Annotated in this window: 26 protein-coding genes and 1 pseudogene; 11 read left to right on the plus strand and 16 right to left on the minus strand. The window is 71.3% G+C overall.

All coding sequences use genetic code 11. From position 1 onward, the window contains the following. The first annotated feature begins 24 nt into the window (after positions 1–24). The 3 genes from T328_RS15205 to T328_RS15215 are packed head-to-tail and all read left to right on the plus strand — an operon-like array spanning position 25 to position 1,278. Positions 25–732, plus strand: a complete 708-nt coding sequence (locus tag T328_RS15205) for a DUF4870 domain-containing protein (RefSeq protein WP_496496549.1) — start codon at positions 25–27, stop codon at positions 730–732. A 46-nt stretch (positions 733–778) separates the two neighbouring features. Then, on the plus strand, positions 779–1,030 hold the full coding sequence (locus tag T328_RS15210; protein ID WP_496496550.1) for a type II toxin-antitoxin system Phd/YefM family antitoxin: 252 nt from the start codon (positions 779–781) through the stop codon (positions 1,028–1,030). Then, entirely contained in the window at positions 1,027–1,278 is a 252-nt protein-coding gene (locus tag T328_RS15215) for a type II toxin-antitoxin system RelE family toxin (protein WP_496496551.1), read from the plus strand. Before T328_RS15210 ends, T328_RS15215 begins: the two co-directional genes overlap by 4 nt. A 12-nt stretch (positions 1,279–1,290) precedes the next feature. On the opposite strand, the gene mqnP is transcribed toward T328_RS15215, so the two are convergent. Both mqnP and T328_RS15225 read right to left on the minus strand, forming a co-directional pair. Next, the gene (gene mqnP, locus T328_RS15220) at positions 1,291–2,235 is read right to left on the minus strand and encodes a menaquinone biosynthesis prenyltransferase MqnP (protein WP_496496552.1); all 945 of its coding nucleotides are present in this window, start codon (positions 2,233–2,235) and stop codon (positions 1,291–1,293) included. Beyond that, positions 2,232–3,677 carry a menaquinone biosynthesis decarboxylase gene (locus tag T328_RS15225; protein ID WP_496496553.1) on the minus strand — a complete coding sequence of 482 codons (1,446 nt, stop codon included), beginning with the start codon at positions 3,675–3,677 and terminating at the stop codon, positions 2,232–2,234. Before T328_RS15225 ends, mqnP begins: the two co-directional genes overlap by 4 nt. A gap of 190 nt (positions 3,678–3,867) precedes the next feature. On the opposite strand from T328_RS15225, the gene T328_RS15230 reads away from it, so the two are divergent. Continuing rightward, positions 3,868–4,263, plus strand: coding sequence for a PLD nuclease N-terminal domain-containing protein (locus T328_RS15230; RefSeq protein ID WP_496496554.1), 396 nt, complete (start codon positions 3,868–3,870; stop codon positions 4,261–4,263). Positions 4,264–4,333: 70 nt separating this feature from the next. Then, a complete protein-coding gene (locus T328_RS15235) occupies positions 4,334–4,726 on the plus strand; it encodes a PLD nuclease N-terminal domain-containing protein (RefSeq protein WP_496496555.1) in 393 nt (130 codons plus the stop codon). Positions 4,727–4,831: 105 nt separating this feature from the next. Here the strand turns inward: T328_RS15235 and T328_RS15240 are convergent, their stop codons facing one another. The 5 genes from T328_RS15240 to T328_RS15260 form a co-directional block, all read right to left on the minus strand. Beyond that, positions 4,832–5,608, minus strand: coding sequence for a DUF5995 family protein (locus T328_RS15240; protein WP_496496556.1), 777 nt, complete (start codon positions 5,606–5,608; stop codon positions 4,832–4,834). Positions 5,609–5,832: 224 nt separating this feature from the next. Beyond that, positions 5,833–6,474, minus strand: a complete 642-nt coding sequence (locus T328_RS15245; protein WP_496496557.1) for a superoxide dismutase — start codon at positions 6,472–6,474, stop codon at positions 5,833–5,835. Positions 6,475–6,753: 279 nt separating this feature from the next. Then, positions 6,754–6,933, minus strand: a complete 180-nt coding sequence (locus T328_RS15250; RefSeq protein ID WP_496496558.1) for a hypothetical protein — start codon at positions 6,931–6,933, stop codon at positions 6,754–6,756. A 556-nt stretch (positions 6,934–7,489) separates the two neighbouring features. Beyond that, positions 7,490–8,551, minus strand: a complete 1,062-nt coding sequence (locus T328_RS15255) for a fatty acid desaturase family protein (RefSeq protein ID WP_496496559.1) — start codon at positions 8,549–8,551, stop codon at positions 7,490–7,492. 29 nt (positions 8,552–8,580) lie between these two features. After that, on the minus strand, positions 8,581–8,790 hold the full coding sequence (locus T328_RS15260; RefSeq protein ID WP_496496560.1) for a hypothetical protein: 210 nt from the start codon (positions 8,788–8,790) through the stop codon (positions 8,581–8,583). A gap of 379 nt (positions 8,791–9,169) precedes the next feature. On the opposite strand from T328_RS15260, the gene T328_RS15265 reads away from it, so the two are divergent. The 5 genes from T328_RS15265 (at position 9,170) to T328_RS15285 (ending at position 13,345) form a co-directional block, all read left to right on the plus strand. Then, complete coding sequence (locus tag T328_RS15265; RefSeq protein ID WP_496496561.1) at positions 9,170–9,373, plus strand: cold-shock protein; 204 nt, start codon at positions 9,170–9,172, stop codon at positions 9,371–9,373. A 194-nt stretch (positions 9,374–9,567) separates the two neighbouring features. Beyond that, positions 9,568–11,040: a DEAD/DEAH box helicase gene (locus T328_RS15270; RefSeq protein WP_496496562.1), complete on the plus strand. Its 1,473-nt coding sequence runs from the start codon at positions 9,568–9,570 to the stop codon at positions 11,038–11,040. 246 nt (positions 11,041–11,286) lie between these two features. Further along, positions 11,287–11,478, plus strand: coding sequence for a hypothetical protein (locus tag T328_RS15275; protein ID WP_496496563.1), 192 nt, complete (start codon positions 11,287–11,289; stop codon positions 11,476–11,478). Positions 11,479–11,641: 163 nt separating this feature from the next. After that, entirely contained in the window at positions 11,642–12,175 is a 534-nt protein-coding gene (locus tag T328_RS15280; protein WP_496496564.1) for a GNAT family N-acetyltransferase, read from the plus strand. Between the two features lie 168 nt (positions 12,176–12,343). After that, positions 12,344–13,345 (plus strand): UDP-glucuronic acid decarboxylase family protein, encoded by a 1,002-nt coding sequence (locus T328_RS15285; protein ID WP_496496565.1) that lies wholly within the window; start codon positions 12,344–12,346, stop codon positions 13,343–13,345. Positions 13,346–13,352: 7 nt separating this feature from the next. Here the strand turns inward: T328_RS15285 and T328_RS15290 are convergent, their stop codons facing one another. The 6 genes and pseudogenes from T328_RS15290 to T328_RS15315 all read right to left on the minus strand — a co-directional run bounded on the left by T328_RS15290 (position 13,353) and on the right by T328_RS15315 (position 17,884). Next, positions 13,353–14,537, minus strand: coding sequence for an aminotransferase class I/II-fold pyridoxal phosphate-dependent enzyme (locus T328_RS15290; protein WP_496496566.1), 1,185 nt, complete (start codon positions 14,535–14,537; stop codon positions 13,353–13,355). A gap of 30 nt (positions 14,538–14,567) precedes the next feature. Beyond that, positions 14,568–15,683, minus strand: coding sequence for a hypothetical protein (locus T328_RS15295; protein ID WP_496496567.1), 1,116 nt, complete (start codon positions 15,681–15,683; stop codon positions 14,568–14,570). Positions 15,684–15,729: 46 nt separating this feature from the next. Then, positions 15,730–15,852, minus strand: a pseudogene (locus T328_RS15300) (hypothetical protein); the annotation flags it as partial. Beyond that, entirely contained in the window at positions 15,849–16,817 is a 969-nt protein-coding gene (locus T328_RS15305; RefSeq protein ID WP_496496568.1) for a ketopantoate reductase family protein, read from the minus strand. The pseudogene T328_RS15300 and the gene T328_RS15305, both read right to left, overlap by 4 nt. Before the next feature lie 164 nt (positions 16,818–16,981). Continuing rightward, entirely contained in the window at positions 16,982–17,428 is a 447-nt protein-coding gene (locus T328_RS15310) for a hypothetical protein (protein WP_496496569.1), read from the minus strand. Between the two features lie 90 nt (positions 17,429–17,518). Continuing rightward, positions 17,519–17,884: a hypothetical protein gene (locus T328_RS15315; protein ID WP_496496570.1), complete on the minus strand. Its 366-nt coding sequence runs from the start codon at positions 17,882–17,884 to the stop codon at positions 17,519–17,521. Positions 17,885–18,157: 273 nt separating this feature from the next. On the opposite strand from T328_RS15315, the gene T328_RS15320 reads away from it, so the two are divergent. Beyond that, positions 18,158–20,221 (plus strand): HelD family protein, encoded by a 2,064-nt coding sequence (locus tag T328_RS15320; protein ID WP_496496571.1) that lies wholly within the window; start codon positions 18,158–18,160, stop codon positions 20,219–20,221. 444 nt (positions 20,222–20,665) lie between these two features. Here the strand turns inward: T328_RS15320 and T328_RS15325 are convergent, their stop codons facing one another. From T328_RS15325 to T328_RS15335, 3 genes are all read right to left on the minus strand, one after another. Then, positions 20,666–21,673, minus strand: a complete 1,008-nt coding sequence (locus tag T328_RS15325; protein WP_496496572.1) for a hypothetical protein — start codon at positions 21,671–21,673, stop codon at positions 20,666–20,668. Further along, a complete protein-coding gene (locus tag T328_RS15330) occupies positions 21,655–22,302 on the minus strand; it encodes a hypothetical protein (protein ID WP_496496573.1) in 648 nt (215 codons plus the stop codon). The genes T328_RS15325 and T328_RS15330 overlap by 19 nt, the downstream gene beginning before the upstream one ends. Positions 22,303–22,452: 150 nt before the next feature. Continuing rightward, on the minus strand, positions 22,453–23,937 hold the full coding sequence (locus T328_RS15335; RefSeq protein WP_496496574.1) for an FGGY-family carbohydrate kinase: 1,485 nt from the start codon (positions 23,935–23,937) through the stop codon (positions 22,453–22,455). Positions 23,938–23,981 lie beyond the last annotated feature (44 nt).

A 23,981-nucleotide genomic window follows, 5' to 3' on the forward strand; every position in this document is an offset into this window, starting at 1 on the left:
GAGGACCACCCGGGGGATGGGCGCATGAGTGAGCAGGACCCGCCGAGCGAGGAGCGCACGGCCCCGCCGCCGGGCGGGCCGCCGCCGGGCGAGCAGCAGCCGCCTGCGCAGTCGGGGCAGTCGCCGGGGCAGCCGGCCGACCAGCCGCCGCCGGGGCCGCCGCCCGGCCCGCAGCTGCCCGCCGCGCCCCCGGGTGTCCCCGGCCCGTACGCCCCGCAGGGCGGCACCGGCCCGTACCCCCCGCCCGCCGGCGGCCCCGTGCCGTACCCGCAGCCGCACCCCGGCGCCCCGTACCCGCCGCAGCTCTACCCGCAGGGCCCGCCCGGGAAGCCGCCGCCCGACTCGGCGATGTGGGCGCACCTGTCCGCGCTGCTCATCTTCGTCGCCGGCACCGGCGCCTGCTGCATCGGCTTCCTGCTCTCCTGGATCGGGCCGCTCAACATCCGCGGCAAGGCCCGGGACCCGTTCGTCCGCCACCACGGCACCGAGGGCCTGAACTGGGGCATCACCCAGATCGTCGCGGTCGTGGCCTTCGGCGCGCTGATGGGCGGGAGCATCTACATGGCGGAGGAGCAGGGCTGGCCGGAGTGGGTGCCGGCGGTGCCGTTGATCGCGTGGGGCGTGTACCTGCTGACGTCCTTCGCCTTCGCGATCATCGGCTGCCGGCGGGCGAAGAACGGCGTGCTGTGGTCGTATCCGCGCCTCTTCGCGCTCCCGTTCGCCAAGCCATGAGCTGAGCAAGCAGAGACAAGACTGGCATCTTCTGTACAGTTGATGCATGAGTGAAACGCTGCCCATCGCGCAAGCACGCAGCCAGTTCGGCGCGCTCGTCCGCCGTGCCGCTCTCGGCCGGGAGCGCACCGTCATCACCGACCATGGCGAACCGGCCGCCATGATCGTCGGTATAGGGGATATCGAGGACCTCGAAGACGCCCTCGCCCTCGCGCAGCACGAAGCCCGCAAGGCCCGCGGCGAAGACACGTACGTGACGCACGAAGAGGCGCGCAGGCGGCTGGGACTCAACACGTGAGCCACGAGGTCGTCTGGGCCGTCGAGGCCCTGACCGCCGCCGCGGGCTTCCTCGCCGACGACCCCGCCGGGCTTCGGGCGCTCTTCGACGGCGTCGACGCGCTCGCCACGGAGCAGCGCCCGAAGAACTCGGCCCCCTGGGGCAGCGACAGCCGCCGCCTCCGGGTCGACCGCTACCGCGCGATCTACCAGATCGACGACGGCACCGTCACCGTGCTCGTACTGCACCTCGGCCGCACGGCAGAGTGACCGCGGCAGCCTTCACAGGCTCAGGTCACGGACGAACAGATCCGCCGCCGCGCAGCAGAAGAGCACGATCCCGATCACACCGTTCAACGTGAAGAACGCCCGGTTCACCCGGCTCAGGTCGCCCGGGCGCACGATGCTGTGCTCGTACGCGAACACCCCCGCCACCACCGCGAGGCCGACCCAGAACAGCGCACCCGCGTCCGTCGCCAGCGCGTACCAGACGAACAGCGCCATCGTCACGACGTGCGCCCCCCGCGCCCCGTACAGGGCACCCGCGACGCCGAAGCGGGCCGGGACCGAGCGGATGCCCTGGGCGCGGTCGGTGTCGACGTCCTGGCAGGCGTAGATCAGGTCGAAGCCGCCGATCCACACCCCCACCGCAAGGCCCAGCAGCACCGCGGACCACGACCACTCCCCCGTGACCGCCAGCCACGCGCCGATCGGGCCGATCGCCTGGGCCAGCCCGAGGATCGCGTGCGGGTACGTCGTGAACCGCTTGCCGTACGGATAGACCACCATCGGCACCGCCGCGACCGGCGCCAGCGCCAGGCACAGCGGGTTCAGCAGCGCCGCGGCGCCGAGGAAGACCGCGAGCGCGATCAGCGCGCCCGTCCACGCCGAGCGCACCGAGACCGCGCCGGTGACCAGTTCGCGGTGTGCGGTGCGGGGGTTGCGGCCGTCGATCTCGCGGTCGATTATCCGGTTCGCGGCCATCGCGAACGTCCGCAACGCCACCATCGCGACGGTGACGAGCAGCAGCGTCCCCCACTCGATCCCGCCGTCGCCGTCGCCGTCGCCGTCGAGCAGCATCGCGGTCAGCGCGGCGATGTACGCGAACGGCAGCGCGAAGATCGAGTGCTCGATCATCACCAGCCGCAGGAACGCCCGCACCCCACTGCCGGACCGGGCCGGCCCCGGCCCCGGCCCCGGCCCGACGACGCTCCCGGCCGCCGTCACAGCCCGTACTCCCGCCACCGCGCGTCGACCTTCGCCGCCGTGTCCGGATCGGAGACGACCATCTCCGGCCAGCCGCGCGCGTACCCCTCCTCGGGCAGCTTCGCGGTCGCGTCGATGCCCGCCTTGCCGCCCCAGAACTGCTGGTACGAGGCGTGGTCGAGGTGGTCCACCGGGCCCTCGACGACGGACAGGTCGCGCGCGTAGTCGGTGTTGCCCAGCGCCCGCCAGGCGACCTCGTGCAGGTTGTGCACGTCGCAGTCGGCGTCGACCACGATGATCAGCTTAGTGAGCGACATCATGTGCGCGCCCCAGATCGCGGACATCACCTTCTGCGCGTGCTTCGGGTACTTCTTGTCGATCGAGACGATCGCGCAGTTGTGGAAGCCGCCCGCCTCGGGCAGGTGGTAGTCCACGATGTCCGGCACGATCACCTTCAGCAGCGGCAGGAAGAACCGCTCGGTGGCCCGCCCCAGCGGGCCGTCCTCGGTCGGCGGGCGGCCGACGACGATGGACTGCAGCAGCGGGCGGCGGCGCATCGTGACCGCGTCGACGGTCAGGGCGGGGAACGGCTCCTGCGGGGTGTAGAACCCGGTGTGGTCGCCGAACGGGCCCTCGGGCAGCTCCCTGCCGGGCTCCAGCCAGCCTTCGAGCACCACCTCGGCGTGCGCGGGGACCTGCAGCGGCACGGTCTTGCAGTCGACCATCTCGACGCGCTTGCCGCCGATGAAGCCGGCGAGCATGTACTCGTCCATGTCGCCGGGCAGCGGCGCGGTCGCCGCGTACGTCACGGCCGGCGGGCAGCCGAAGGCGATGGCGACGGGCAGCTTCTCGCCGCGGCGGGCGGCGACCTGGTAGTGGTTGCGGCTGTCCTTGTGGATCTGCCAGTGCATGCCGATGGTGCGGCGGTCGTGGCGCTGCAGCCGGTAGAGGCCGAGGTTGCGGACGCCGGTCTCGGGGTCCTTGGTGTGGGTAAGGCCGAGGTTGTAGAACGACCCGCCGTCCTGCGGCCAGGTGAAGAGCGCGGGGATCGCGTCGAGGTCGACGTCGTCGCCGGTCAGGACGACCTCCTGGACGGGCCCGTCCTTCGCCTTCCGCGGCGGCACGTGCGCCATCGAGCCGAGCTTGCCGAACGCTTCGCGTACGCCCGTGAAGCCCTGCGGCAGCTCGGGCTTGAGCAGCCCGCCGATGCGCTCGCCGATCTCGGCGTACGAGCCGAGGCCGAGGGCCTTGAGGAGCCGGCGGTCGGTGCCGTAGACGTTCATCGCCAGCGGCATCGCGGAGCCCTTGACGTTCTCGAAGAGCAGCGCCGGACCGCCGGCCTTGTTCACCCGGTCGGTGATCTCGCCGACTTCGAGGTACGGGTCGACCTCGGCCTTGATGCGCTTGAGGTCGCCGTCGCGCTCCAGGGCCCGCAGCAGCGAGCGGAGATCGTCGTAAGCCATGCGCCCCAGTATCCGCCAGGCCCGGGCGCGGTCCGCGAAGGGGTACGGGGACGGTGCGTGAGCGGCGCGGCGGGGATGTCGGCAGTACGGATTACGCTGGACGCACCGCGGGGTGCCGTACGGGAACCGCACCGGACCGGACGCGGGGAACCGCCGCACCACCGCACCACCGCACGTCGAAGGGCCGCACATGCTCAGGTATCTACCGTTTCTGCTGGTCCTGGCGGTGTGGATCTATGCGTTCATCGACTGCCTGAACACCCCGGAGAAGGACGTACGGAACCTGCCCAAGCTGGCGTGGGTCGCGATCATCGTGCTCTTCGGCTCCGTGCTCTTCGGGCCGCTGGCGTGGTTCGTCGGCGGCCGGCCGCGCGGCCGGCCCGTGATCGCCGGCGGCGAGGCGGCGGCCGGCGGGGGCGGGCGGCGCCCGCGGCGGGCCCGGTGGGTGGCGCCGGACGACAACCCGGACTTCCTCCGGTCGCTGGAGGAGGACCGCCGCAAGGAGGACCGGCGCGCGGAAGAGCGGCGGAAGAAGGACGAGGAAGGCCCCGAGGGGCGCCAAGGACCCGACGAGGACCGGCGCTGAGACGTTAACCTGACGCGGAGACGCAGTGGGGGCCATGGCGTAGCCCCGCGACATCAGGGGGTTTGCCCGCGTGCTCCGCTACTTGCCGTTCTTGATCTTCCTCGGACTGGTGATATACGCGCTGATCGACTGCGCCACCACGAAGAAGGAGGACGCCAAGCACCTCCCCAAGGTCGCCTGGATCGTGCTCATCGTCCTGTTCCCGCTGCTGGGCTCCCTCGGCTGGCTGCTCGCGGGCAGGAACCGCCGCCGGGCCGGGGCGGGCGGAAGCCGGGGCGGGGGCGGCGGCGGGGGCCTGGGGCGGCGGTCGACGTGGGTGGCGCCGGATGACAACCCGGAGTTCCTGAAGAAGCTGGGCGACGAGAACGCGAAGGACGCCGGGGGCGACGCGGACGGCGGCGAGCGGGACGGCAGCGGGGACGACGAGGGCGACGGCAAGAAGGACGGCGACCCGGGCCGGTAAGCCCGTCTCGGCGGGGCGTACGGCTGCGCGCCGCGACGGTCAACGGGCAGCCGGGCATCCTCACCCGCCGGGCGCCTGACTTGCCAGCGGTACCCGGGTACAGGTCTACCGTCGCTGGTGCTCGCGCTCCATGGCCTGGTCGAGGTGGGCGATGACGGCGGGCACGTCGTCGCTCTCGGTGCTGCGGATCAGCTGCAGCGCCGGCCGGACGAGCCCGCCCGGGCGGGCGATCAGCCGGGCGAGCACCTCGGCGCGGACGTCGAGCCGTTCGAGGGTGGCCTCGCGCTCCTTGTCGTTCTGACCGGCGAGCAGGACCGCGTTGTGCCACGCCTCCTCGCGGGACTGGCGGACGCTGAAGTCGAGGATCCGCTCGTCCGTACGGGCTCCGACCTGGTCCAGCAGCGACAGGAGCGGCGACAGGGCGCCGACCGAGTCCTCCACCTTCAGCACCACCCCGGCCAGGATGTCGTTGATCAGGAGGAAGTCGTGCCGGAGCGATTGGATGTCCTCGCCCGGGGAGGTCCGTGCGGCGGCGATGGCGAGGTCGAGGTTGATGTGCGCGTTCACCCCGAGGATCAGGTGCTGGACGATGACGGTGTCGGAGTCGTCGAGCAGCCCGAACGCCTCGCGCCAGCAGCGCGGCCCGCTCCGGTCCCGGCGCCAGGCGTCGTACGCCTCGAAGTAGCGGTTGCCGAAGAGCGTGTCGAAGCGGTCCATGCGGGCGCCGTCGTCGAACCGCCCCTCGTGGATGGCCGTACGCACCTCCACGGTCACCTGCCGGTACAGCGCCGCGAAGTACCCGGCCCGGTCCCCGTCGCGGACGGCGTCCCGCACGATCCCGGCCAGCCCGTCCACAACCTCGTCGATATTCTCCGCCGCCATGCCCACTCCCTCTCCGGTCTCGTCGTTCCTCCGGCCCTGTCCTACCACCGCACGGCGGGGAGGGGCCCCTGGGTGCCCGGTTTCAGGTGCTCACCTCGACGGAGCCGCACCCGAACGAGCGAAGGGCCCCCGCGCACACACGTGTTGCGGGAGCCCTTCGTCGTCCGGCCTGCCGGTGACGGTGGAAGACGATCACGAGCAGGACGTCGAGGTGCGCTCTGCCGTCAGGGGGCGAGCAGCAGGTTGTTGCCGTGTTCCTTGGCGGCGGCGTAGCGCTTGGCCACGTCCTGCCAGTTGACGACCTCCCACATGGCGTCGATGAAGTCGACCTTCTGGTTCTTGTACTGCAGGTAGAAGGCGTGCTCCCAGGCGTCGAAGACCAGGATCGGGGTCGAGCCCTGGCCGACGTTGCCCTGGTGGTCGTAGATCTGCTCGACGATGAGCCGGCCGCTGACCGGTTCGTAGGCCAGGACGCCCCAGCCGGAGCCCTGGGTGGTCGCGGCCGCCTTGGTGAGCTGGCCCTTGAAGTTCCTGAACGAGCCGAAGGACTCGGCGACGGCGTCCGCGAGTTCGCCGACGCCGTCCTTGTCCAGGGGCTCGCCGCCGCCGTCGCCGGTCATGTTGTGCCAGTAGATGCTGTGCAGGATGTGCCCGGAGAGGTGGAAGGCCAGGGACTTCTCCAGGCCGTTGAGCGAGCCCCACTGCTCCTTGTCCCGCACCTCGGCGAGCTGCTCCAGGGTGTCGTTCGCGCCCTTGACGTAGGCCGCGTGGTGCTTGTCGTGGTGCAGCTCGATGATCTCGGGGCTGATCACGGGGGCGAGTGCCGAGTAGTCGTACGGAAGCTCCGGGAGCGTGTACAGCGCCATGTCCAACATCCTCCGACGTAATTGCAAGCTATACGCAATTGCACCTGGCGCCCACAGCCGTGTTGCAGGCCGCCCGGCACCGCCAGTTGACCTGCGCGTCCGTATCCGGCCAGGCAGAGCGGGAAGATTATTGCACATCAGTTGCAACAGAGGGCGGGACGCAGGAGCGCGCGTATGGGTTCTCCGACCGGGCCGGGCATCGAGTCTTCAGACTCCGGCGATGGAGCGCGGCGAGCGTTCAACCCACCCGTGGCTGCGGGTTCTGCCTTCTGTCGGGCGTTACTCCTTGGACGCGGGCCCGCCGGGCTTGCCGGGCTTGCCGCCGTCCTTCCGGCGGCGGGAGGGGGTGTAGTAGTGGTTGGCGAGGCGTTCCTCCCGCTGGGAGTTGAGCATGTGGAGGATGAGCGCGCCCAGCGCGATCGCGCCGAGGACGATGAGGATGGTGACGAGGGTCTCCATAAGGTTCACCCTTCCTCTGCGGCGGCCGGCAGCGGGACCGGCGGGTGTGCCGTACGCGGGGGCCCGGTACGTCCGCCTTCGGAGTTCCAGGTCGCCTGCTGGGCCGTGTCGCCCTCGGTTGACCGCGGGAGCGGTGACACCAGGCGCAGTCCGGTGGCATCGGTGTGGTGCCGAAGGGCGGTGAGCGACAGCCCCGGAGGCGACGAGGTGAGCTGGTCTCCGGTTGTCGGTGGGGAAAGAGTGGTGCTGGTCATGACGCCGACGTCGCTCCGGGCGGGATTCGCCTCGCCCCGGGCTCGTATGCGCCGAAAACGGCACAGGCACTGCAGCTTGCGCACGAATTGCCTTCGGTGTCCTCAGTCTACTCCTCGCCCGCAGGTCACCACGGGGCAGCGAAGGCGGCCCCGCACGTCCTGCGGCGATGTCTAGGGACCGGACTGGAGGTGTCCGAGTCTCGTCCAGGCCCAGGAGCGGTACGCCGCCCCGACGGCCCGACGGCCCGACGGCCCGGCGGCCCGGCGGCCCGGCGGCCCGGCGGCTCGGCTACGACGACGTATCAGGACGCCCGCGCGGGGCGGCGCAGCGGGGCACCGGCCTCGTGGAGGCTGCGCAGAGCCTGCTTGTACGAGGTGAACAGCCCTGTCTCCGCGTAGGACACACCCAGTTCCTGGCAGTGACGCCGGACGATGGCCTGCGCCTTCGCCAGATGCGGGCTGGGCATGCTCGGGAAGAGGTGGTGCTCGATCTGGTAGTTCAGCCCGCCCAGCGCCAGGTCGGTGAGCCGGCCGCCGCGCACGTTGCGGGAGGTGAGCACCTGGCGGCGAAGGAAGTCCGGGAGGTCGTGGCCGGACAGTGTCGGCATGCCCTTGTGGTTGGGGGCGAAGACGGAGCCCAGGTAGAGGCCGAACAGACCCTGGTGGACGGCCAGGAAGGCGAACGCCATGCCGGGCGGCAGGACCAGGAACAGCACCGCGAGGTACGCCGCGATGTGCCCGAACAGCAGGGTGCCTTCCAACGTCCGGTGCTTGACCTGGCGGCCGGCCAGCGCACGGACGCCGGCGACATGCAGGTTGACGCCCTCCAGGGTGAGCAGCGGGAAGAACAGCGCGGCCTGCCAGCGGCCGAGCAGACGGGGCAGCCCGCGGGCGGCGCGAGCCTGCTCGGGCGTCCAGACCAGGATGTCGGGGGCGAGGTCGGGGTCGCGCTCTTCGTGGTTGGGGTTGGCGTGGTGGCGGGTGTGCTTGTCCTGCCACCATTCGTAGCCCATGCCGATGGCGGCGCCGGCGATCCGGCCGGACGCCGTGCTGGCCCGGCGCAGCCGGAAGACCTGGCGGTGCGCCACATCGTGGGCGACCAGGGCAACCTGGCCGAAGACCACGGCGAGTGCGGCGGCGACCGCCAGCGTCCACCAACTGGCACCGACGAAGCCGAAGACGGTCCAGGCAGCGGCGTAGCTCGCGATCACGGCCGTGATCCGGACCGCATAGTAGCCGGGGCGGCGGGCCATCAGCCCGGCGTCTGAGATCTTCTTCGCCAACTGGGCGAAGTCACTGCCGGAGTCACTGCCGGACCCGTTCGGGGGCCGGGCATGGGCTGAAGGGGCTGCGGATGGGGTCATGGTGGTAAGTCCTGTTCTCCGGTGGTGCGTTACGTGGTCTCCCGCCGGTCGTCCCGGAGGGACGGCGGCGGGGCGGGACCGGAGGCCCGAACCGTCTTGGGATCCAGCCCCAGCAGGGTCGCCGCCTGACTGACTCCACCGGCTCTCGCGACGATCGCGCGGATCACCGTCGCGTACTCGGTGCCAAGCACCCGCTGCCGGGATTCGATTGTGCGCGGCCGATCGAGAAGATCGCGCATGCCAGTCCTTCATGCCATGGGCCGGAGGCCCTTACGCCCCATTGGACGTATTTTCCGCGCCGATGTCAAAGAGCCGGAGATCACCGGACGCCGAAAGCGGGCCGCGCCCCCGCCCCGGGCCCCATCGGGAAGCAGTCTCGGATCACCGTGGGGTTGGCCCTGCGGCCTGCGGCCTGCGGAACCAGTTCGTGGGTCGCCCGTGCTACGCTGGGCGGCAGTTGCAGTTTTGGTTCCCATGTACTTTGTGTGCGCCTGCTGGCTTTGAGCTTCAGGCGCATTTCTGTTTTTTCGGTGCTTTCCGGATCGGGTAATCATCGCGGCGACGCGGGATCGCGCACCGTGCGGATCTCCGGAACAGCCACCAAAAGGAGAAAAAGACATGGCCACCGGCACCGTGAAGTGGTTCAACAGTGAAAAGGGCTTCGGCTTCATCGCCCAGGACGACGGCGGCGCCGACGTCTTCGCCCATCACTCCAACATCAACGCTCAGGGCTTCCGCGAGCTGGCCGAGGGCCAGCGGGTGGAGTTCGACGCCACCCAGGGGCAGAAGGGCCTGCAGGCGGAGAACATCACCATCATCTGAACCCTGATCCGAGGACGTGGCGCAAGTCACGAGCACGGGCCGGCGCGGCTGTACCGCGCGGGCCCGTGCCCTGCGGCCGGAGCGCTCTTCGCACCGCGCCGCCGTTCGCCCATTCCCCGGCCCGTTCCTGCGGCTTCCGTGCGGCTCGTCTCCGCCGGGATCTCCTCGGCACGCGCCGTGACGAGGAGGTTCCCATGAACCGCAACACCCGCCGTGCCCCCGACAGCCCGGCCCGTCGCCGTTCGCGTGGTCAGACTCCGCGCCGGCCCGGTCGCGGGAAACCCGCCGCCGTGCAGGGTGAGTTCGCGCTGCCGGCGAGCACCACGCCCGCGCTGCCCCCGGCCGCGTCGTTCGCCGACCTGGACATGCCGGCCGTCTTGCTGACGACGCTGCATCACCAGGGTGTGAGCGTGCCGTTCCCCATCCAGGCGGCCACCCTTCCCGACTCCCTGGCCGGCCGGGACGTCCTCGGCCGCGGTCGCACCGGCTCGGGCAAGACCCTGGCCTTCGGCCTGGCCCTGCTGGCCCGTACCGCCGGCCGGCGCGCCACCCCCCGCCGCCCGCTCGCACTCATCCTGGTACCCACCCGCGAACTGGCCCAGCAGGTCACCGCGGCCCTCACCCCCTACGCCCGGGCAGCGCATCTGCGGCTCGCCACGGTGGTCGGCGGCATGTCCCAGGCGCGGCAGGCCGCCGCGCTGCGCGACGGCGCGGAAGTGGTCGTGGCCACCCCGGGACGGCTGCGCGACCTGATCGACCGCGGGGACTGCCACCTGGACCAGGTACGCATCACCGTGCTGGACGAAGCCGACCAGATGGCCGACATGGGCTTCCTGCCCCAGGTCACCGCCCTGCTGCGGCAGGTGCGGGCCGACGGCCAGCGGATGCTGTTCTCGGCCACGCTGGACCGCAACGTCGACCGGCTGGTACGGGGCTTCCTCACCGACCCGGTCGTCCACTCGGTCGACCCGTCGGCCGCGACCGTGACGACTATGGAGCACCACGTGCTGCATGTCGCGGACGGCGACAAGCGGACGGCCGCCACCCACATCGCCGCCCGCGACGGCCGCGTGCTGCTGTTCCTGCACACCAAGCGCGGCGCCGACCGGCTGACCCGGCACCTGCTGGCCAACGGGGTGAAGGCCGCCGCGCTGCACGGCGGCAAGTCCCAGTCCCAGCGCAACCGCACCCTGGAACAGTTCAAGCGCGGAGACACCACCGCGCTGGTCGCCACCAACGTCGCCGCGCGCGGAATCCACATCGACGACCTCGACCTGGTCGTCAACGTCGACCTGCCCGTCGACCACAAGGACTACCTCCACCGCAGTGGCCGCACCGCCCGCGCCGGCGGGTCCGGCAGGGTCGTCACCCTCGTCCTGCCGGACCAGCGTCGCGAGATGACCCGCCTGACCACGACCGCCGGCATCACCGCACACGTCACGAGCATCCAGCCCGGCAGCACGGAACTCGCCCGCATCACCGGCGCCCGTACCCCCTCCGGCATCCCGGTCACCCCCACCGCAGCCGCCGCGGCGGCCGTGCGGCCCGTCAAGCGCAAGAACGCCGCAGGAGGCAACGGCCGACGCGGCAACCCCGCCCAGACCCAGCACGCGTCCCGCCGCACCCGCCTCCCGGAGAAGACGGCGCCGCGCAGGGCGGCGGCGTAGCGCCACAGCCCGGCCCGGCCGCCACGCTGATGGAGGCCGGGCGGCAGCACGAGGCTCGGAACCCGGCGCCGCTCGGTAACGCCGGCGCTGGTGCCATGAGCCGCCGCCTGGTCACTCTCCAGGCCTCGGTTACCGTGTACTCGTGCCGGATCACATGCAGCTTCTCGCTTTCACGGCCGCCGCCCGAAGACGGCGCTGTTCTTCCTCACCTTCCTGCCACAGTTCTGCCAGCCGGAGAACGGCCCGGTGGCACTGCAGGTCGCGATCTTCGGTCTCATCAGCGTGTTTCTCAACACCGCCGCGGACATCGTCGTCGCCTTCGTGGTCGGACCGTTGGGCCGGCGGCTCATGCACAACCTCAGGCTCTGGCGGCGGCAGCGCAGGGCCACCGGTGGTCTGCTCATCGGCCTGGGCATCAACGCCGCAGCGCGCAACTGACGCGCGAATCTCACGGATGACGGGCCGGCGGCCACCGACCGGGGCTTCGGACTCGTTGGCCGCTCCGCGCGAGCACGTTGGCGCCCCGGTGGCTCGGGTGCCCTGGGCTCGTCGGGTGGGGTGAGGAAACAGGGACGTAACGAGGGCTTATTACGATCGCCGCATGCGCACCGCCGTGAACAGGGAAGACGACGCGGACACGCGGATACGGCCGGGCGCCGACAGCGACCTGGACGAGCTGACCCGCATCTACAACCACTATGTCGTCGAGACGCCGATCACCTTCGACATCGAGCCACTCACCGTCGAGCAGCGCCGCCCGTGGCTGACGTCCCACCCGGACCGGGGGCCGCACCGGCTGCTCGTGGCGGAGGAGGCCGGCAAGATCCTCGGCTACGCGACCAGCAGCCCGTTCCGCCCGAAACCGGCGTACTCGACCTCCGTCGAGACCAGCGTCTACCTGGCGCCCGAGCACGTGGGCCGGGGCGTCGGGGGCCTGCTCTACACGGCGCTCTTCGAGGTGCTGGAGCAGGAGGACGTACACCTGGCCCTCGCCGGCGTGGCCCTGCCCAACGAGGCGTCGGAGCGGCTCCATCTGCGCTTCGGGTTCCGGCCCGTCGGGGTGTACGAGGAGGTCGGGCGGAAGTTCGGCAGGTTCTGGGACGTCGCCTGGTTCCAGAAGAAACTCGGGAACTGACCTACCCGCGTCTGCGCACGAGGCTGGTGCCGTCCTCGCTCTGCACCCGGTCACAGAAAGGCAGAAATCCATCATTCCGGCAGACCCCTGGATGCGGGAAAATGAGAATGAGCCGGCATTCCCCACGGGCCGCGCAGCGATCCTCGACGCCCGAGAAGGAGTCCTTCTGTGGAGGTCCCCTTACCGCGAACGGCGTCCGTCCTCGACGGGACCGTGTTCGCCGGGCGCCGCGTCGTCGTGACCGGAGCCGCCGGATTCATCGGTTCCCATCTCTGTGAACGACTTCTTCGGCTGGGTGCCCTCGTGGTCGGGATCGATAATCTCTCGACCGGGAGGACGGCCAACCTGACGGCGTTCATCGACAGTCCGCGCTTCGAGTTGATCGCTCACGACGTGATCCTGCCGTACAGCCTGGACGGCGTCGTCGACTACGTGCTGCATCTGGCGTCACCGGCCTCGCCACGGGATTACGCCGAACTGCCGCTCATGACGCTCAAGGCCGGCGCCCTCGGTACACTTCATTTCCTGGAGCTGGCCGACGCGAAGCAGGCACGTTTCGTGCTCGCCTCGACGTCCGAGGTGTACGGGGACCCGTCGGAGCATCCGCAACGGGAAAGCTACTGCGGCAACGTCAACCCGGTCGGCCCGCGCAGCGTATACGACGAGGCGAAGCGATATGCCGAGGCCCTGACGGCCTCCTTCCGCCGCGACAACGGCACCGACACCGCTATCACGCGGATTTTCAACACCTACGGGCCGCGCATGCGACCGGGCGACGGCCGCGCCGTCCCGGCATTCATCAGCCAGGCGCTCGCCGGACTACCACTCACCGTCTACGGGGACGGCTCCCAGACCCGCTCCCTGTGTTACGTCACCGACACGGTCAACGGCCTGCTCGCCCTGGCCGCCAGTGATCATCCAGGCCCGGTCAACATCGGCAGCACCGACGAGATCACCATGCTGGACCTGGCTCGGCGCATCCGCGATCTGTGTGGCTCGCCGTCGTCGATCGAGTCCGGGGACCTCCCCGTCGACGATCCACGCCGCCGCTGCCCCGACATCGCCCTGGCCCGCAGCCTGCTGTCCTGGACACCCCGCGTCGGCCTCACCGAAGGACTCCGCCGCACCATCCCCTGGATGGCGTCGGCGAGATCGTCCACTCCGGGCTGACGTCTCTTCAGGCCCAGGCCCGGGCAAGGCCGAGCACGATGCGTTCCAGGCGTTCCGCACTGGTGCCGATGTTCACGCGGACCGAGGTGGCATAGCCCGGGTTGCGGGTGCCGCCAGGGGCTGTGCCGGGGGGTGGGCCGTACGTCGTACCAGCGTCGAGGAGGACCCCTCCCTTGTGGAGGGCGATGGCCGCCGGTTCCGGCTGGCCGGGCGGCTCGACCCAGGCGAGGTACGTGGCCTCGCCCGGATGCCAGATCACGTGGGGTACGTGGGTGGCGAGGAGCCGGCCGAACTGTTCGCGACGTTCGTGCAGGTGGGAGACGAGCGCGGCACGCCAGGGATCGCCGTCGCGGTAGGCGGCGACGGCCGCGGCGACGCCGAGCGACGAGACGCCGCGGTTGGCGGCCCTCGGCAATGCCCGGAGTGCGGCCGCGTCCACCGCTGATCCGGTGATGATCTGCGCGCACTTGAGGCCAGGGATGTTCCACCCCTTCGAGGCGGCGATGACGGTGATGTGGCGGTCAGGGTCGATCGTGGCGTACGGGACGTGGACGGCGCCGGGCAGGACCAGCGGAGCGTGAATCTCGTCGCTGACCACCCGGGCTCCGTGCCGGTCGGCCACCTGCCGGAGGGCGGTGAGTTCGGATCGCGACCAGCTGCGGCCGAGAGGGTTGTGCGGATTGGTCAGCAGGATGGTGCGCGCGCCGGCGGCCAGCTCGGACTCGACGGCGTCAAGATCGAGAACGTACCGGCCGCCGTCCAGGGAGCACGGCACACCGACGAGACGTCGTCCGGCCCGGGGAACGGCGGCGACGAACGGCGGGTAGCACGGGACCGGTACGACGACCGGCGCGTCCGCGCACAGCGTCTCGATCGCGAGTGCCACGCCGATGACGGCGTCACCGGTGAGGACGACGTTGCGGGGTTCGGGTCGCCAGCCGAAATTCCGGTGCAGCCACCCGGCCAGGACTTCGGGGAGCACACTGCCGGTGAGGGTGGAGTAGCCGACCATGCCGGCGTCGACCGCCTCCCGAAGGGCCGCGACGACGACAGGGGCCGGCGAGACGTCCATCTCGGCGAGCGAGGCGGGGATGGTGTCCGGAGGGCAGTCGCGCCACTTCTTGTCGCCGCGCCGGCGCAGATCGTCGTCGGTGAGGTCGAAGTCCGGCAGTTGCTCGGCGACGGCTTCCATGATTTCGACCCTACCCACTGCCCGCGGCATCTACCGGGGGACGTCGGCCGCCGGCAACCGGGCATGCCGGCGTCGGGCGTCGGCGGCGAGGTGATCGGCGGCGAGGGCGGCGTTGAGGGCGGTGGTGGTGGCCTTGGTGGTGAACGCGAGGCTGACACAGTCGCGGGTCGGTATACGGACTCCCATGTTCCGGCGCACCCGGGAGTCGGCCACGCTGTTCACGGCAATCGCGATGCGCGGCTGCCGCACGACGGCCTCCCGCAGGGCGGGATACGCGATCTCGGCGGCACGGGCCACCAGGTGCCGTGCCCGGTCGGCGTCGGCATCGGCGGGATGCTCGACGCGGTCCAGCCAATCGGCCGGCACGATGTACGGGGGTGACAGCTCGGTCAGCGCCAGGTGCGACAGCGGCGGGTGATAGACCAGGCCATGTGTGGCGCCGAGTGGTGCGTCCATGGCCCCGAAATCGCCCTCCAGCATCAGCCGGGTCGGCGCCGGGAAGGGGCGGGGCCGTCGGTACTCGACATCGGCGATCAGCCGCAGCGCGACATGCACCCGTTCCGGTGGCGAGAAACCGTCGTCTGCCACCCCCCGCTCCAGCGCGAAGCCCCGGACGTGGTTGGCGAGAGCGACCTGCGACGCGTCGAAGGTCCGCGCCCCCGCCTCGGTGACGGCCTCCACCCGGAACTGACCGCGCCCGCGGCGGACGACCCGGCGGACGTCGTGTCGGGCCCGTACCTCGACGCCCGTACGCTGAAGCATCCGCGTGATCGTGGCGACGAGGACGTCGGGGTGCACCCCGCGCTGCGGTGTCACGAACCCGCTGTCCACGTTGACCAGGTCGGCGTACTCGTCCGGGGCGAGCCGCCGCCAGAACTCGCCGACCGGACAGATGTCCTGCTCCAGGCTCGGATCCCGACGAACCATCTGCTCGTACTCGGCCTGCAGGTGCCTCAGCAGCGCGGTGTACCGCTGCCCGTCCATCCCGGCCGCCGCGGTGCCGGTGGCGATGAGCATGTGGGTCCGGGGTTTCGTCACCGCCTCCGCGGGCAGCACCCGTTGGAGGGCGGCGAGTCCATGCAGGCAGTCGACGGCGCTGCGCGGGTCGAACGGGTACTCGCCGCCGGCATGGATCTCGGTCACCACGCGTCGGCCCGACTCCGCAGATCTCCGGGAGCCGTTCCAGCAGGAGCACCTCCCCGTACCCCCGCCGGCGCAGTTCCAGGGCCAGGAAACATCCACCAAGGCCGGCGCCGATGACGACGGCCGTCTCGGCGGCGAGGTCGGCACGATCGGGTAAGTCGGCGTGGTTCACGATGACAGCGCCCTTTCCTGCACTTCTCCTGTTCCCCGGCCGCTGTCGCCGTTCCCCTCGGCGAGGGTGACAGCGGTGCGGATGGCCGTGTTGACCGGTGTGTCGATGCCGTGCGCGGCGGCGAGTTCGACGATCGCGCCGTTCAGCGAAGCCACCTCGGTAGCACGCCCGGCGAGCAGATCCCTCAGCATCGACGATGTCGCCCCCTCCTGTGCCCCGCGATAGGCCTCGGTGCGTGCCAGCACCGCCTCCTCCGTGGTGGCGACCCCCACCGCGCGGGCGACGGCGACGGCTTCGGCGACGCACCGCCGGTAAAGGAGCATCGCCGCCTCGTCGTGCAGAATCGGACCGATCGGCGTCCGGCACAAGGTGGTCATCCCGGAGAACGCGACGATGAACGCGAACTTCGACCACTGGTCCCGCAGGATGTCCGTCGAGGCGGTGGCGAGGACTCCCGCCGATCGCAGTTCCGCCTCAATGCTTCGCAGCACCTCCCGGTCGGGATGCACGGGATCGCCGTAGACCAGGGTCCTCGGTCCCCCGGACTGCCGGATCCGACCGGGCGCGACGCGCGCGGACACGATGTGCGCGAGCCCGGGGAACACCTGCGCACCCGGCAGCGACGCCCGCAGCACGTCGTCGTTGCCGATGCCGTTCTGCACCGAGATCACCACCGTGCCGGCACCGACCGCGGGCGCGATCCCGGCGGCTGCGGTGGTGTTGTCATACGTCTTCACACAGAACAGGACCACGTCGTACGGCCGTTCTCCCGTCACCCCGGCACGCGCCCGCACCCGCGGGACGTGGTACGCACCGTCCACCGTCTCCAGATGCAACCCGTCCCGCTGCAGTGCCGCGAGGTGCTCGCCGCGGGCGAGGAAGGTGACGTCCGCACCCGCATGTGCGAGCAGACCCCCGAAATAGCCTCCGATGCCCCCAGCACCGACGACAAGCCACCGTCGCATGGCCTTTCACTCCCGTGTCATACCATTCCGGTCGTGCCTCCGACTGCCGCGGCAAAGGTCGCGGCACCGGCTCCCGGGCGATGCCGTGCGCCACCATCTGGTTGTACGCGTAGCCGAACTTACTGAAGAAGACCAGGGGTTGATGTGCCAACGGCCGTGTCGTGTCAATCGGGAAGCCGTGCGACAGGTGGCAGGCCAGCGATGAACGGGGTCAGTTCCCACCAGTAGTACGGCAGGATCCGATCGAATATCGCCAGGCCCTCGGCGTCGATCAGACCCCGCTGGAAGCCCACCCCCATCTCGGCGAACAACATCGACATCGCATGCAACCGGTTGTACAGCCTCACCGAATCCGGATCTTCACGACGGCAGATCGCGCTGAACCGTTCCACCCGTTGGTCCATCGGCAGATCACGCATTCCGGAAAGGCAGATGTCGACAGAGTCCCTGGTCTCCATGAAGTCCGGCGCCGAGTACCGGGCCATATACTCGGCGATCAAGGTTGCGGCGATCGTTCTATCGGTCTGCCATTTCGCAACCCTCCGGACGGCGAAGAAGCCTCCGATCGTCGCCAGTAACGCCCCTAGCACGGCACTCGCCAACTCAGTCATCAGACCGCTCTCAGCAGGGAGCCCGACCAGCGTAGGGCGGAACGATAGATCCCGGCACCGGGGATTTCGGACAGCGCCGTTGGCCAGCCGTCAACCGTCAGTCGTCAGACAGAACCCCGATCCCGAGGGCTCCAGGCGGGACAGGGTGTAGCCGGAGGTCGGCTCCCAGACCTCGCCCGCACCCAGGCCGCGGTTGAAGCTGCCGGCGAGGCAGTACCCGGTCTTGGTGGAGTTGACGGCCGCCACCAGCTTCACGGGAGGGTCGAAGGCGTGGTCGGCACCCTCGGGGACGAGGGTGACGACGCCGTCGTGGTGGACGCACACGTACCCGGTGGTGCAGAAGGGCGCCGCGGTGGGGGTGTCGGCGGCCGGAGCGGCGGTGGCCGTGGCCGTGGTGCCGAGGGCGGCGGCCAGGGTGAGGGAGGCAAGGGCGGAGGTCAAGCGTCTTCTTCGCATGCTGCGTGGCTCCTTCGGGGTTCGTATCCCGTAGCGGGATTCATGGGTTGTCGGCGTTCAGACAACTGCGCCAGCGCGACCGTGGCCAGCGCAGTACCGGCCATTCGGGCCCGCGGCGAAAATCGTTGGACCCGCCCCCGCCCCGCGCGTAGGCTCGCGCGTCTGCCCCCGCCTCACCGGCCGTTTCGCCGGGAGTGCCGCCTGCCGGTCGGAAACCGGCGGCCCACGCCACGCCCGTGCCCGTACCGCCAGCCGCCGGAGGCTCGTACCGCCATGTCCGCGCCCACCCCCGCCGCTCCCCTGGAGCACGAACGCGCCCACCTCGCCGCCTCCCGTACCGCCCTGCGCGCCATGCGCGCGGACGCCGAGGCGCTGGACATCACCGACGTGACCGCGAACTGGGTCAACGCCGAGGTGCTGCAGTCCGAGATCGACCTGCGCATCAAGGCGCTCGCCGACCTCGCCGACACCCCCCTGTTCTTCGGGCGGCTCGACTACACCCACGCGCCCGGCGCCGAGCAGGCGGAGGGCGACCCCGGGGAGAGCTTCTACATCGGCCGGCGGCACGTGCACGACGCCGACGGGGACCCGATGGTGGTCGACTGGCGGGCGCCGGTGTCGCAGCCGTTCTACCGGGCGTCGAAGAAGGAGCCCATGGACGTGGCGCTGCGGCGCCGGTTCGGGTACGACCGCGGGGAGATCACCGCGTACGAGGACGAGCACCTGACCGACCCGGCCGAGGCGGCGAAGTCGAGCGCGCTGCTGCAGCGGGAGATCGAGCGCCCGCGCGTCGGCCCCATGCGCGACATCGTGGCGACGATCCAGCCGGAGCAGGACGTCATCGTACGGGCGGAGATCGGCGGGACGGTGTGCGTGCAGGGCGCGCCGGGGACGGGGAAGACGGCCGTGGGGCTGCACCGGGTGGCGTATCTGCTGTATGCGCACCGGGAGCGGCTGGCGCGTACGGGGACGCTGGTGATCGGGCCGAACGACTCCTTCCTGCGCTACATCGAGCAGGTGCTGCCGACGCTGGGCGAGCTGGAGGTGAAGCAGGCGACGGTGGCGGAGCTGGTGGCGCACGTGGAGGTGCGCGGGGCGGATCGTGCGCCGGTGGCGCGGCTCAAGGGCGACGCGCGGATGGCGGAGGTGCTGCGGCGGGCGGTGCGCGCCGGGGTGACGATGCCGACGGAGCCGGTCGTGGTGGTGCGCGGGTCGCGGCGGTGGCGGGTGCCGGCGTACGAGGTGGCGGAGCTGGTACGGGAGCTGCTGGAGCGGGACATCCGGTACGGGGCGGCGCGGGAGGCGCTGCCGCAGCGCATCGCGCACGCGGTGCTGGTACGGATGGAGCGCGCCGGGGAGGCGCCGGACGACCGGGTGCAGGACGCGGTGGCGCGGAACGCGGCGGTGAAGGCGGCCGTGAAGGCGATCTGGCCGGCGGTGGATCCGGCGAAGGTGGTGCTGCGGCTGCTGTCGGATCCCGGCTTCCTGGCGGCGCACGCGGAGGGGGTGCTCGACGCGGCGGAGCAGCGGCTGCTGCTGTGGGAGAAGGCGCCGCGCGGGGTGCGGTCGGCGCGGTGGTCGGCGGCGGACGCGGTGCTGATCGACGAGGCGCGGGACGTGGTGGAGCGGACGCCGTCGCTGGGGCACGTGGTGCTGGACGAGGCGCAGGATCTGTCGCCGATGCAGTACCGGGCGGTGGGGCGGCGGTGTTCGACGGGGTCGGCGACGGTGCTGGGGGACATCGCGCAGGGGACGACGCCGTGGGCGACGGAGAGTTGGGCGGTGGCGCTCGCGCACCTGGGGAAGCCGACGGCGGCGGTGGAGGAGCTGACGCAGGGCTTCCGGGTGCCGCGGGAGGTGATCGCGTACGCGTCGAGGCTGCTGCCGTCGATCGCGCCGGGGCTGGCGGAGGCCACGTCGATCCGGGAGTCGGCGGGGGACCTGGCGGTACGGGAGGTGGCGCCGGCGGCGCTGGCCGGGGCGGTGGCGGCGGCGTGCGGGTCGGTGCTGGCCGGCCGGGAGGGCTCGGTGGGCCTGATCGCGGCGGACGGGCGGGTGGCGGCCGTGGGGGCGGCGCTGGACGCGGCGGGGCTGGCGTATCTGTCGCCGGGTGAGGAGACGACGTCGGCGGCGCGGCTGACGCTGGTGCCGGCGTCGCTGGCGAAGGGCCTGGAGTACGACTACGTGGTGCTGGACGACCCGGCGGCGATCGTCGCGGCGGAACCGGACGAGCGGACGGGGCTGCGCCGGCTCTACGTGTGCCTCACGCGCGCGGTGTCGGGCCTGACGGTGCTGCACGCGGAGCCGCTGCCGGGGGCGCTTGGCGCGCCCGTCTGAATCACCGCACCCCGATCGCAGCACAGGCAGGTCGAGAACAACCCGGGGCCGAACACACCCGAACCGGCTGCTGTTCACGGCCGGTCTGTGACGACGGCCAGTCCGGGCGGCTGAGGAACGCCGACGACCCCGGCACCGCGACGTCGGGAGACGGGGGGCAGCGGTGCCGGGGCGTGTGTGGGCCGCCGCGGAGCGTCCTCCGCGGCGGCGGTTCCGGTTCAGGTAGAGATGCAGTCGGCCAACGCAGGCACCGCCGTGACGACGACGCCGCCGGTGGCGACGACCACTCCCCTAGCCTTCGCGATGAAACGCGTCGGAGACCCCATCTCTGTCCGCGAACATGCGTACCGGAACGGCACAGCACACGTTAGCGACTGCGTCTGCACGAAACCTTGACGCGATCTCTCACGCCTCCGGATGCGTTCTTGACGGCAAAGAGCGAGGTCAGCGGACGACCGTCTGGATCTCCTTCACCGTCACGTCCTGCTCCGAGGTCGACAGCCCGTCGGGCAGGTCGCCGTTCTGCGGCTCCCCGTCCGGGCTCGCCGTCGGGTTCCAGGTGACGTCCCAGACGATCTGCGCCTCCATCGGGTACGTACCGTCGCCCGAGGACTTGCGGTACGTGATGTTGCAGCCGGAGCCCTCGCTGTTCACCTGGTAGCCGCCGTCCGCCGGCACCAGGTCGTACGTGCAGGAGGCCGGGTCCGCGTACTCCGTGCCCGCGTCGATGCGCAGCGAGACCGGCTCGGCGACGGTGGTGGCCGCAATGTCGACGCCGGCCTGCGCGTTGGCGAGGCTGGCCGTCGTCCAGACGCGGTCCAGCGGCTCGCTGAACTCGATCTTCGTGGGCAGGTTGACCACGTTGCGGTCCTCGTTGGGCTTCAGGTCGACCGGCGGCGCCGGGAGCTTGGTCCGGTCGTACGCCAGGCCCGCGAGGATCTCCGGGTCGACGGCATCGGCCGGCGGGTCGGGGTCGCCGCGGTCCACCCAGATCCACAGCTCGCCGATCTCGCAGGAGCGCGGCGACATCATCGGGGTGCGCTCCCACCACATGCCGTCCTTGCCCTTGTGGGCGTTGGTCTCCTCCTCCCGGTTGTCCGCGGTGTCGTGGTCGATGCCCTCCAGCGGACCCTTGTCCTCCAGCTCCTCGTTGTGCTCGTACAGCTCCTGGTTGGTGTAGCGGGGCTCGAACCAGCACACCGGCGGTGACCAGTCGCCGCTGGAGCTGGTCATCGGCTGACCGCCGCCCGGGCTGTGGTAGGTGAACTGCACGCTTGAGCCGATGTCGCCGTCACCGGTGTCCGCGCCGGGCGTGGTGGTCCCGGTCTCCCGGTTCGCCGCCGCCCCGCCGGCGGCGGCGAGCAGCAGTCCGCAGGTCAGCGCGGCGACCGTGGCGGTGGCGCGGGTTCGGTGCGTGCGGTGCGTGCGGTGTGTCAGGCTTCGTCGCGACATTCCTTGCTCCCCCTGGTTGCCTGGTAGTCCACGACCTTCCAGCCGGCCCCGCTCTTCTCCATCGTGGCGCGCGCGTCGATGAAGGAGTCCAGGTCGGCCGGGGTCTTGTCGACCTTTCCGGTCTCGGCGTTCTTCAGGTACGCCTTGCTCTGGTCCTCGCAGTACGCGACGACGGCGCGGTCGCCCTTCAGCGAGGTGACCTCGCGGAAGTAGAAGACGTCGAGCCCGGTGATGGTGACGCCGTCCTTGCGGTACGCGGCGAAGTCGGCCTCGAACGTGGCGGCGGCCTCGCCGTCCCAGTACAGCGTGAAGTTCGGTGTGGCCTCGGTCGCGGCGTACGACTCCTGCTGGGCCATCAGCGCATGGCCGTGGTCCCGCAGGATCGCGTCCTTCTTCTCGTCGCCCGTCGCGTCCTCGGCGATCTCGACCTCCACGTCCTCCGGGAGGTCGAACTCCGGCGCCCCGGGCTCGTCCGCGGACGGCTCGGCGGACGGCTCCTTGTCGCCCGACTGCGCGCCCTCGATCTTGTCGCCGGATGAGCCCCCGTCGTCACCGCCGCATCCGGCCAGCAGCAGCGCGACCGCGGCTGCCGCGGACGCGCCGGCTGTTCGTGCTCTACGCGCTTTCATCGTGCGGTCATTCCCTCCGTCGCATGTGGGAGGGGAGCACCTGCCCCCGTCGTGCCTCAACGAGATTAGCGACGGGAGGTCGCGTCTTCGATGGCGGGAAAGCAACTGTGCCGCCACAACCGCGTGATACGGACCTTCCTCCCGGTCTGTTCAGGCGTCCGCGTGCTGGCGGGCGGCCAGGGCGTGGGCGGTGTTCCTCGTGGCCGGGTAGAGGTCCAGGTAGTGGGCGTAGAGCTGCTCGTAGACGGGGGCCGCGGCGGGGTCCGGGGTCACCGTCGACTCGACCGGGTTCCAGGTGGCGATGTCCGGCGGGGACGCCGTGCCGGCGCCGACGGCGGCGAGGAACGCGTCGCCGTAGGCGGCGCCGACCAGGTGGCGGGGGATCTGCTGCTCCTTGCCGGTGACGTCGGAGACGATCCGGGTCCACAGTTCGCGGGCGCCGCCGCCGACCGCGACGAGGCGGGCGGGTTCGCCGCCGGCCTCGGTCATCGCGGCGAGGTTGTGGCGTACGCCGTACGCGGTGGCCTCCAGGGCGGCGCGGTAGAGGTGGCCGCGGGTGTGGCGGAGGGTGAGGCCGTGCACGAGGCCGCGGGCGTCGGGGTCGAAGAGGGGGGTGCGCTCGCCGGCGAAGTACGGGAGCATCAGCAGCCCTTCGGCGCCCGGCGGGACGCCGGCGGCCTCGGCGACGAGGGTGGCGTAGTCGGAGCCGGTGAGGTCGCGCAGCCAGCCGGTGACGGCGCCGGAGGTGGCCATGCCGGCGGCGAGGCAGTACGTGCCGGCGAAGGCGCCCGCCGTACCCCACAGCTTCGGGCTGGCGACCGGCTGCTCGACCACGTTCACCAGGAACATCGTCGTGCCGTACATCAGCATCAGGTCCCCCGCGCCGGTGGCGCCGACCGCCGTGGACTCCGCCCAGGCGTCCACCGTGCCGGCGACGACGGGGATCCCGGCGGGCAGGCCGGTCTCCCTCGCGGCAGCCCGGGTGACCTCGCCGACCACGTCGGCCGGCCAGACCAGTTCCGGCCAGGTGAGGCCCGGGGCGATCTCCTCGCACCGCTCCTCGATCCAGCGCCGCTCGCGCAGGTCGTACAGCGGCGTGCACTGGCTCGCCGAGTGGTGGTCCAGGACGTACGCGCCGGTGAGCCGGTGCGCGAGCAGCGAACTGGCCATGTACCAGCGGCGGGTGCGGGCGTAGACCTCCGGCTCGTGCCGGCGCAGCCACTCCAGCTTCGGGCCCACGGCCTGGCTGGTCAGCGGCGAGCCGCACTGCGCGATCACGGCCTCGCCGCCGTAGCGGGCGGTCTGCGCCTCGATCTCGGCGCCGGCGCGGGTGTCGACGCCGTAGAGGATCGCGGGGCGCAGCGGGGTGCCGGCCTCGTCCACGGGCAGGAGGCAGGGCCCGATCCCGCTGACGCCGACGGCGTCGACCCCCTCCCCCGCCGCCGCCGTCAGCTCAGCGGCCAGTGCGGTGAAGTCCGCCCACCACACCTCCTCGGCATCGTGCTCGACCCAGCCCGGCCGCGGTGAGGCGGTGGCGTGTTCGCGTACGGCCTGGGCGACGAGCGTGCCGTCGTCGCGGACGAGCACGCCCTTGGACGAGGAGGTGCCGATGTCGATGCCGAGGAGGAGCCCCATGGGTGTCAGTCGACCTTTCCGCTCATGTCGTACGTGGCGTAGAC

The sequence above is a fragment of the Streptomyces sp. CNX435 genome (assembly GCF_059570575.1).

What these genes read in the sequence shown, in the direction of transcription:
- T328_RS15205 (WP_496496549.1), top strand. Translation starts at nt 25, where the DNA reads ATGAGTGAGCAGGACCCGCCGAGCGAGGAGCGCACGGCCCCGCCGCCG.
- T328_RS15210 (WP_496496550.1), top strand. Translation starts at nt 779, where the DNA reads ATGAGTGAAACGCTGCCCATCGCGCAAGCACGCAGCCAGTTCGGCGCG.
- T328_RS15225 (WP_496496553.1), bottom strand. Translation starts at nt 3,677, where the DNA reads ATGGCTTACGACGATCTCCGCTCGCTGCTGCGGGCCCTGGAGCGCGAC.
- T328_RS15230 (WP_496496554.1), top strand. Translation starts at nt 3,868, where the DNA reads ATGCTCAGGTATCTACCGTTTCTGCTGGTCCTGGCGGTGTGGATCTAT.
- T328_RS15240 (WP_496496556.1), bottom strand. Translation starts at nt 5,608, where the DNA reads ATGGCGGCGGAGAATATCGACGAGGTTGTGGACGGGCTGGCCGGGATC.
- T328_RS15245 (WP_496496557.1), bottom strand. Translation starts at nt 6,474, where the DNA reads ATGGCGCTGTACACGCTCCCGGAGCTTCCGTACGACTACTCGGCACTC.
- T328_RS15250 (WP_496496558.1), bottom strand. Translation starts at nt 6,933, where the DNA reads ATGGAGACCCTCGTCACCATCCTCATCGTCCTCGGCGCGATCGCGCTG.
- T328_RS15255 (WP_496496559.1), bottom strand. Translation starts at nt 8,551, where the DNA reads ATGACCCCATCCGCAGCCCCTTCAGCCCATGCCCGGCCCCCGAACGGG.
- T328_RS15260 (WP_496496560.1), bottom strand. Translation starts at nt 8,790, where the DNA reads ATGCGCGATCTTCTCGATCGGCCGCGCACAATCGAATCCCGGCAGCGG.
- T328_RS15265 (WP_496496561.1), top strand. Translation starts at nt 9,170, where the DNA reads ATGGCCACCGGCACCGTGAAGTGGTTCAACAGTGAAAAGGGCTTCGGC.
- T328_RS15270 (WP_496496562.1), top strand. Translation starts at nt 9,568, where the DNA reads ATGAACCGCAACACCCGCCGTGCCCCCGACAGCCCGGCCCGTCGCCGT.
- T328_RS15280 (WP_496496564.1), top strand. Translation starts at nt 11,642, where the DNA reads ATGCGCACCGCCGTGAACAGGGAAGACGACGCGGACACGCGGATACGG.
- T328_RS15290 (WP_496496566.1), bottom strand. Translation starts at nt 14,537, where the DNA reads ATGGAAGCCGTCGCCGAGCAACTGCCGGACTTCGACCTCACCGACGAC.
- T328_RS15305 (WP_496496568.1), bottom strand. Translation starts at nt 16,817, where the DNA reads ATGCGACGGTGGCTTGTCGTCGGTGCTGGGGGCATCGGAGGCTATTTC.
- T328_RS15310 (WP_496496569.1), bottom strand. Translation starts at nt 17,428, where the DNA reads ATGACTGAGTTGGCGAGTGCCGTGCTAGGGGCGTTACTGGCGACGATC.
- T328_RS15315 (WP_496496570.1), bottom strand. Translation starts at nt 17,884, where the DNA reads ATGCGAAGAAGACGCTTGACCTCCGCCCTTGCCTCCCTCACCCTGGCC.
- T328_RS15320 (WP_496496571.1), top strand. Translation starts at nt 18,158, where the DNA reads ATGTCCGCGCCCACCCCCGCCGCTCCCCTGGAGCACGAACGCGCCCAC.
- T328_RS15325 (WP_496496572.1), bottom strand. Translation starts at nt 21,673, where the DNA reads ATGTCGCGACGAAGCCTGACACACCGCACGCACCGCACGCACCGAACC.
- T328_RS15330 (WP_496496573.1), bottom strand. Translation starts at nt 22,302, where the DNA reads ATGAAAGCGCGTAGAGCACGAACAGCCGGCGCGTCCGCGGCAGCCGCG.
- T328_RS15335 (WP_496496574.1), bottom strand. Translation starts at nt 23,937, where the DNA reads ATGGGGCTCCTCCTCGGCATCGACATCGGCACCTCCTCGTCCAAGGGC.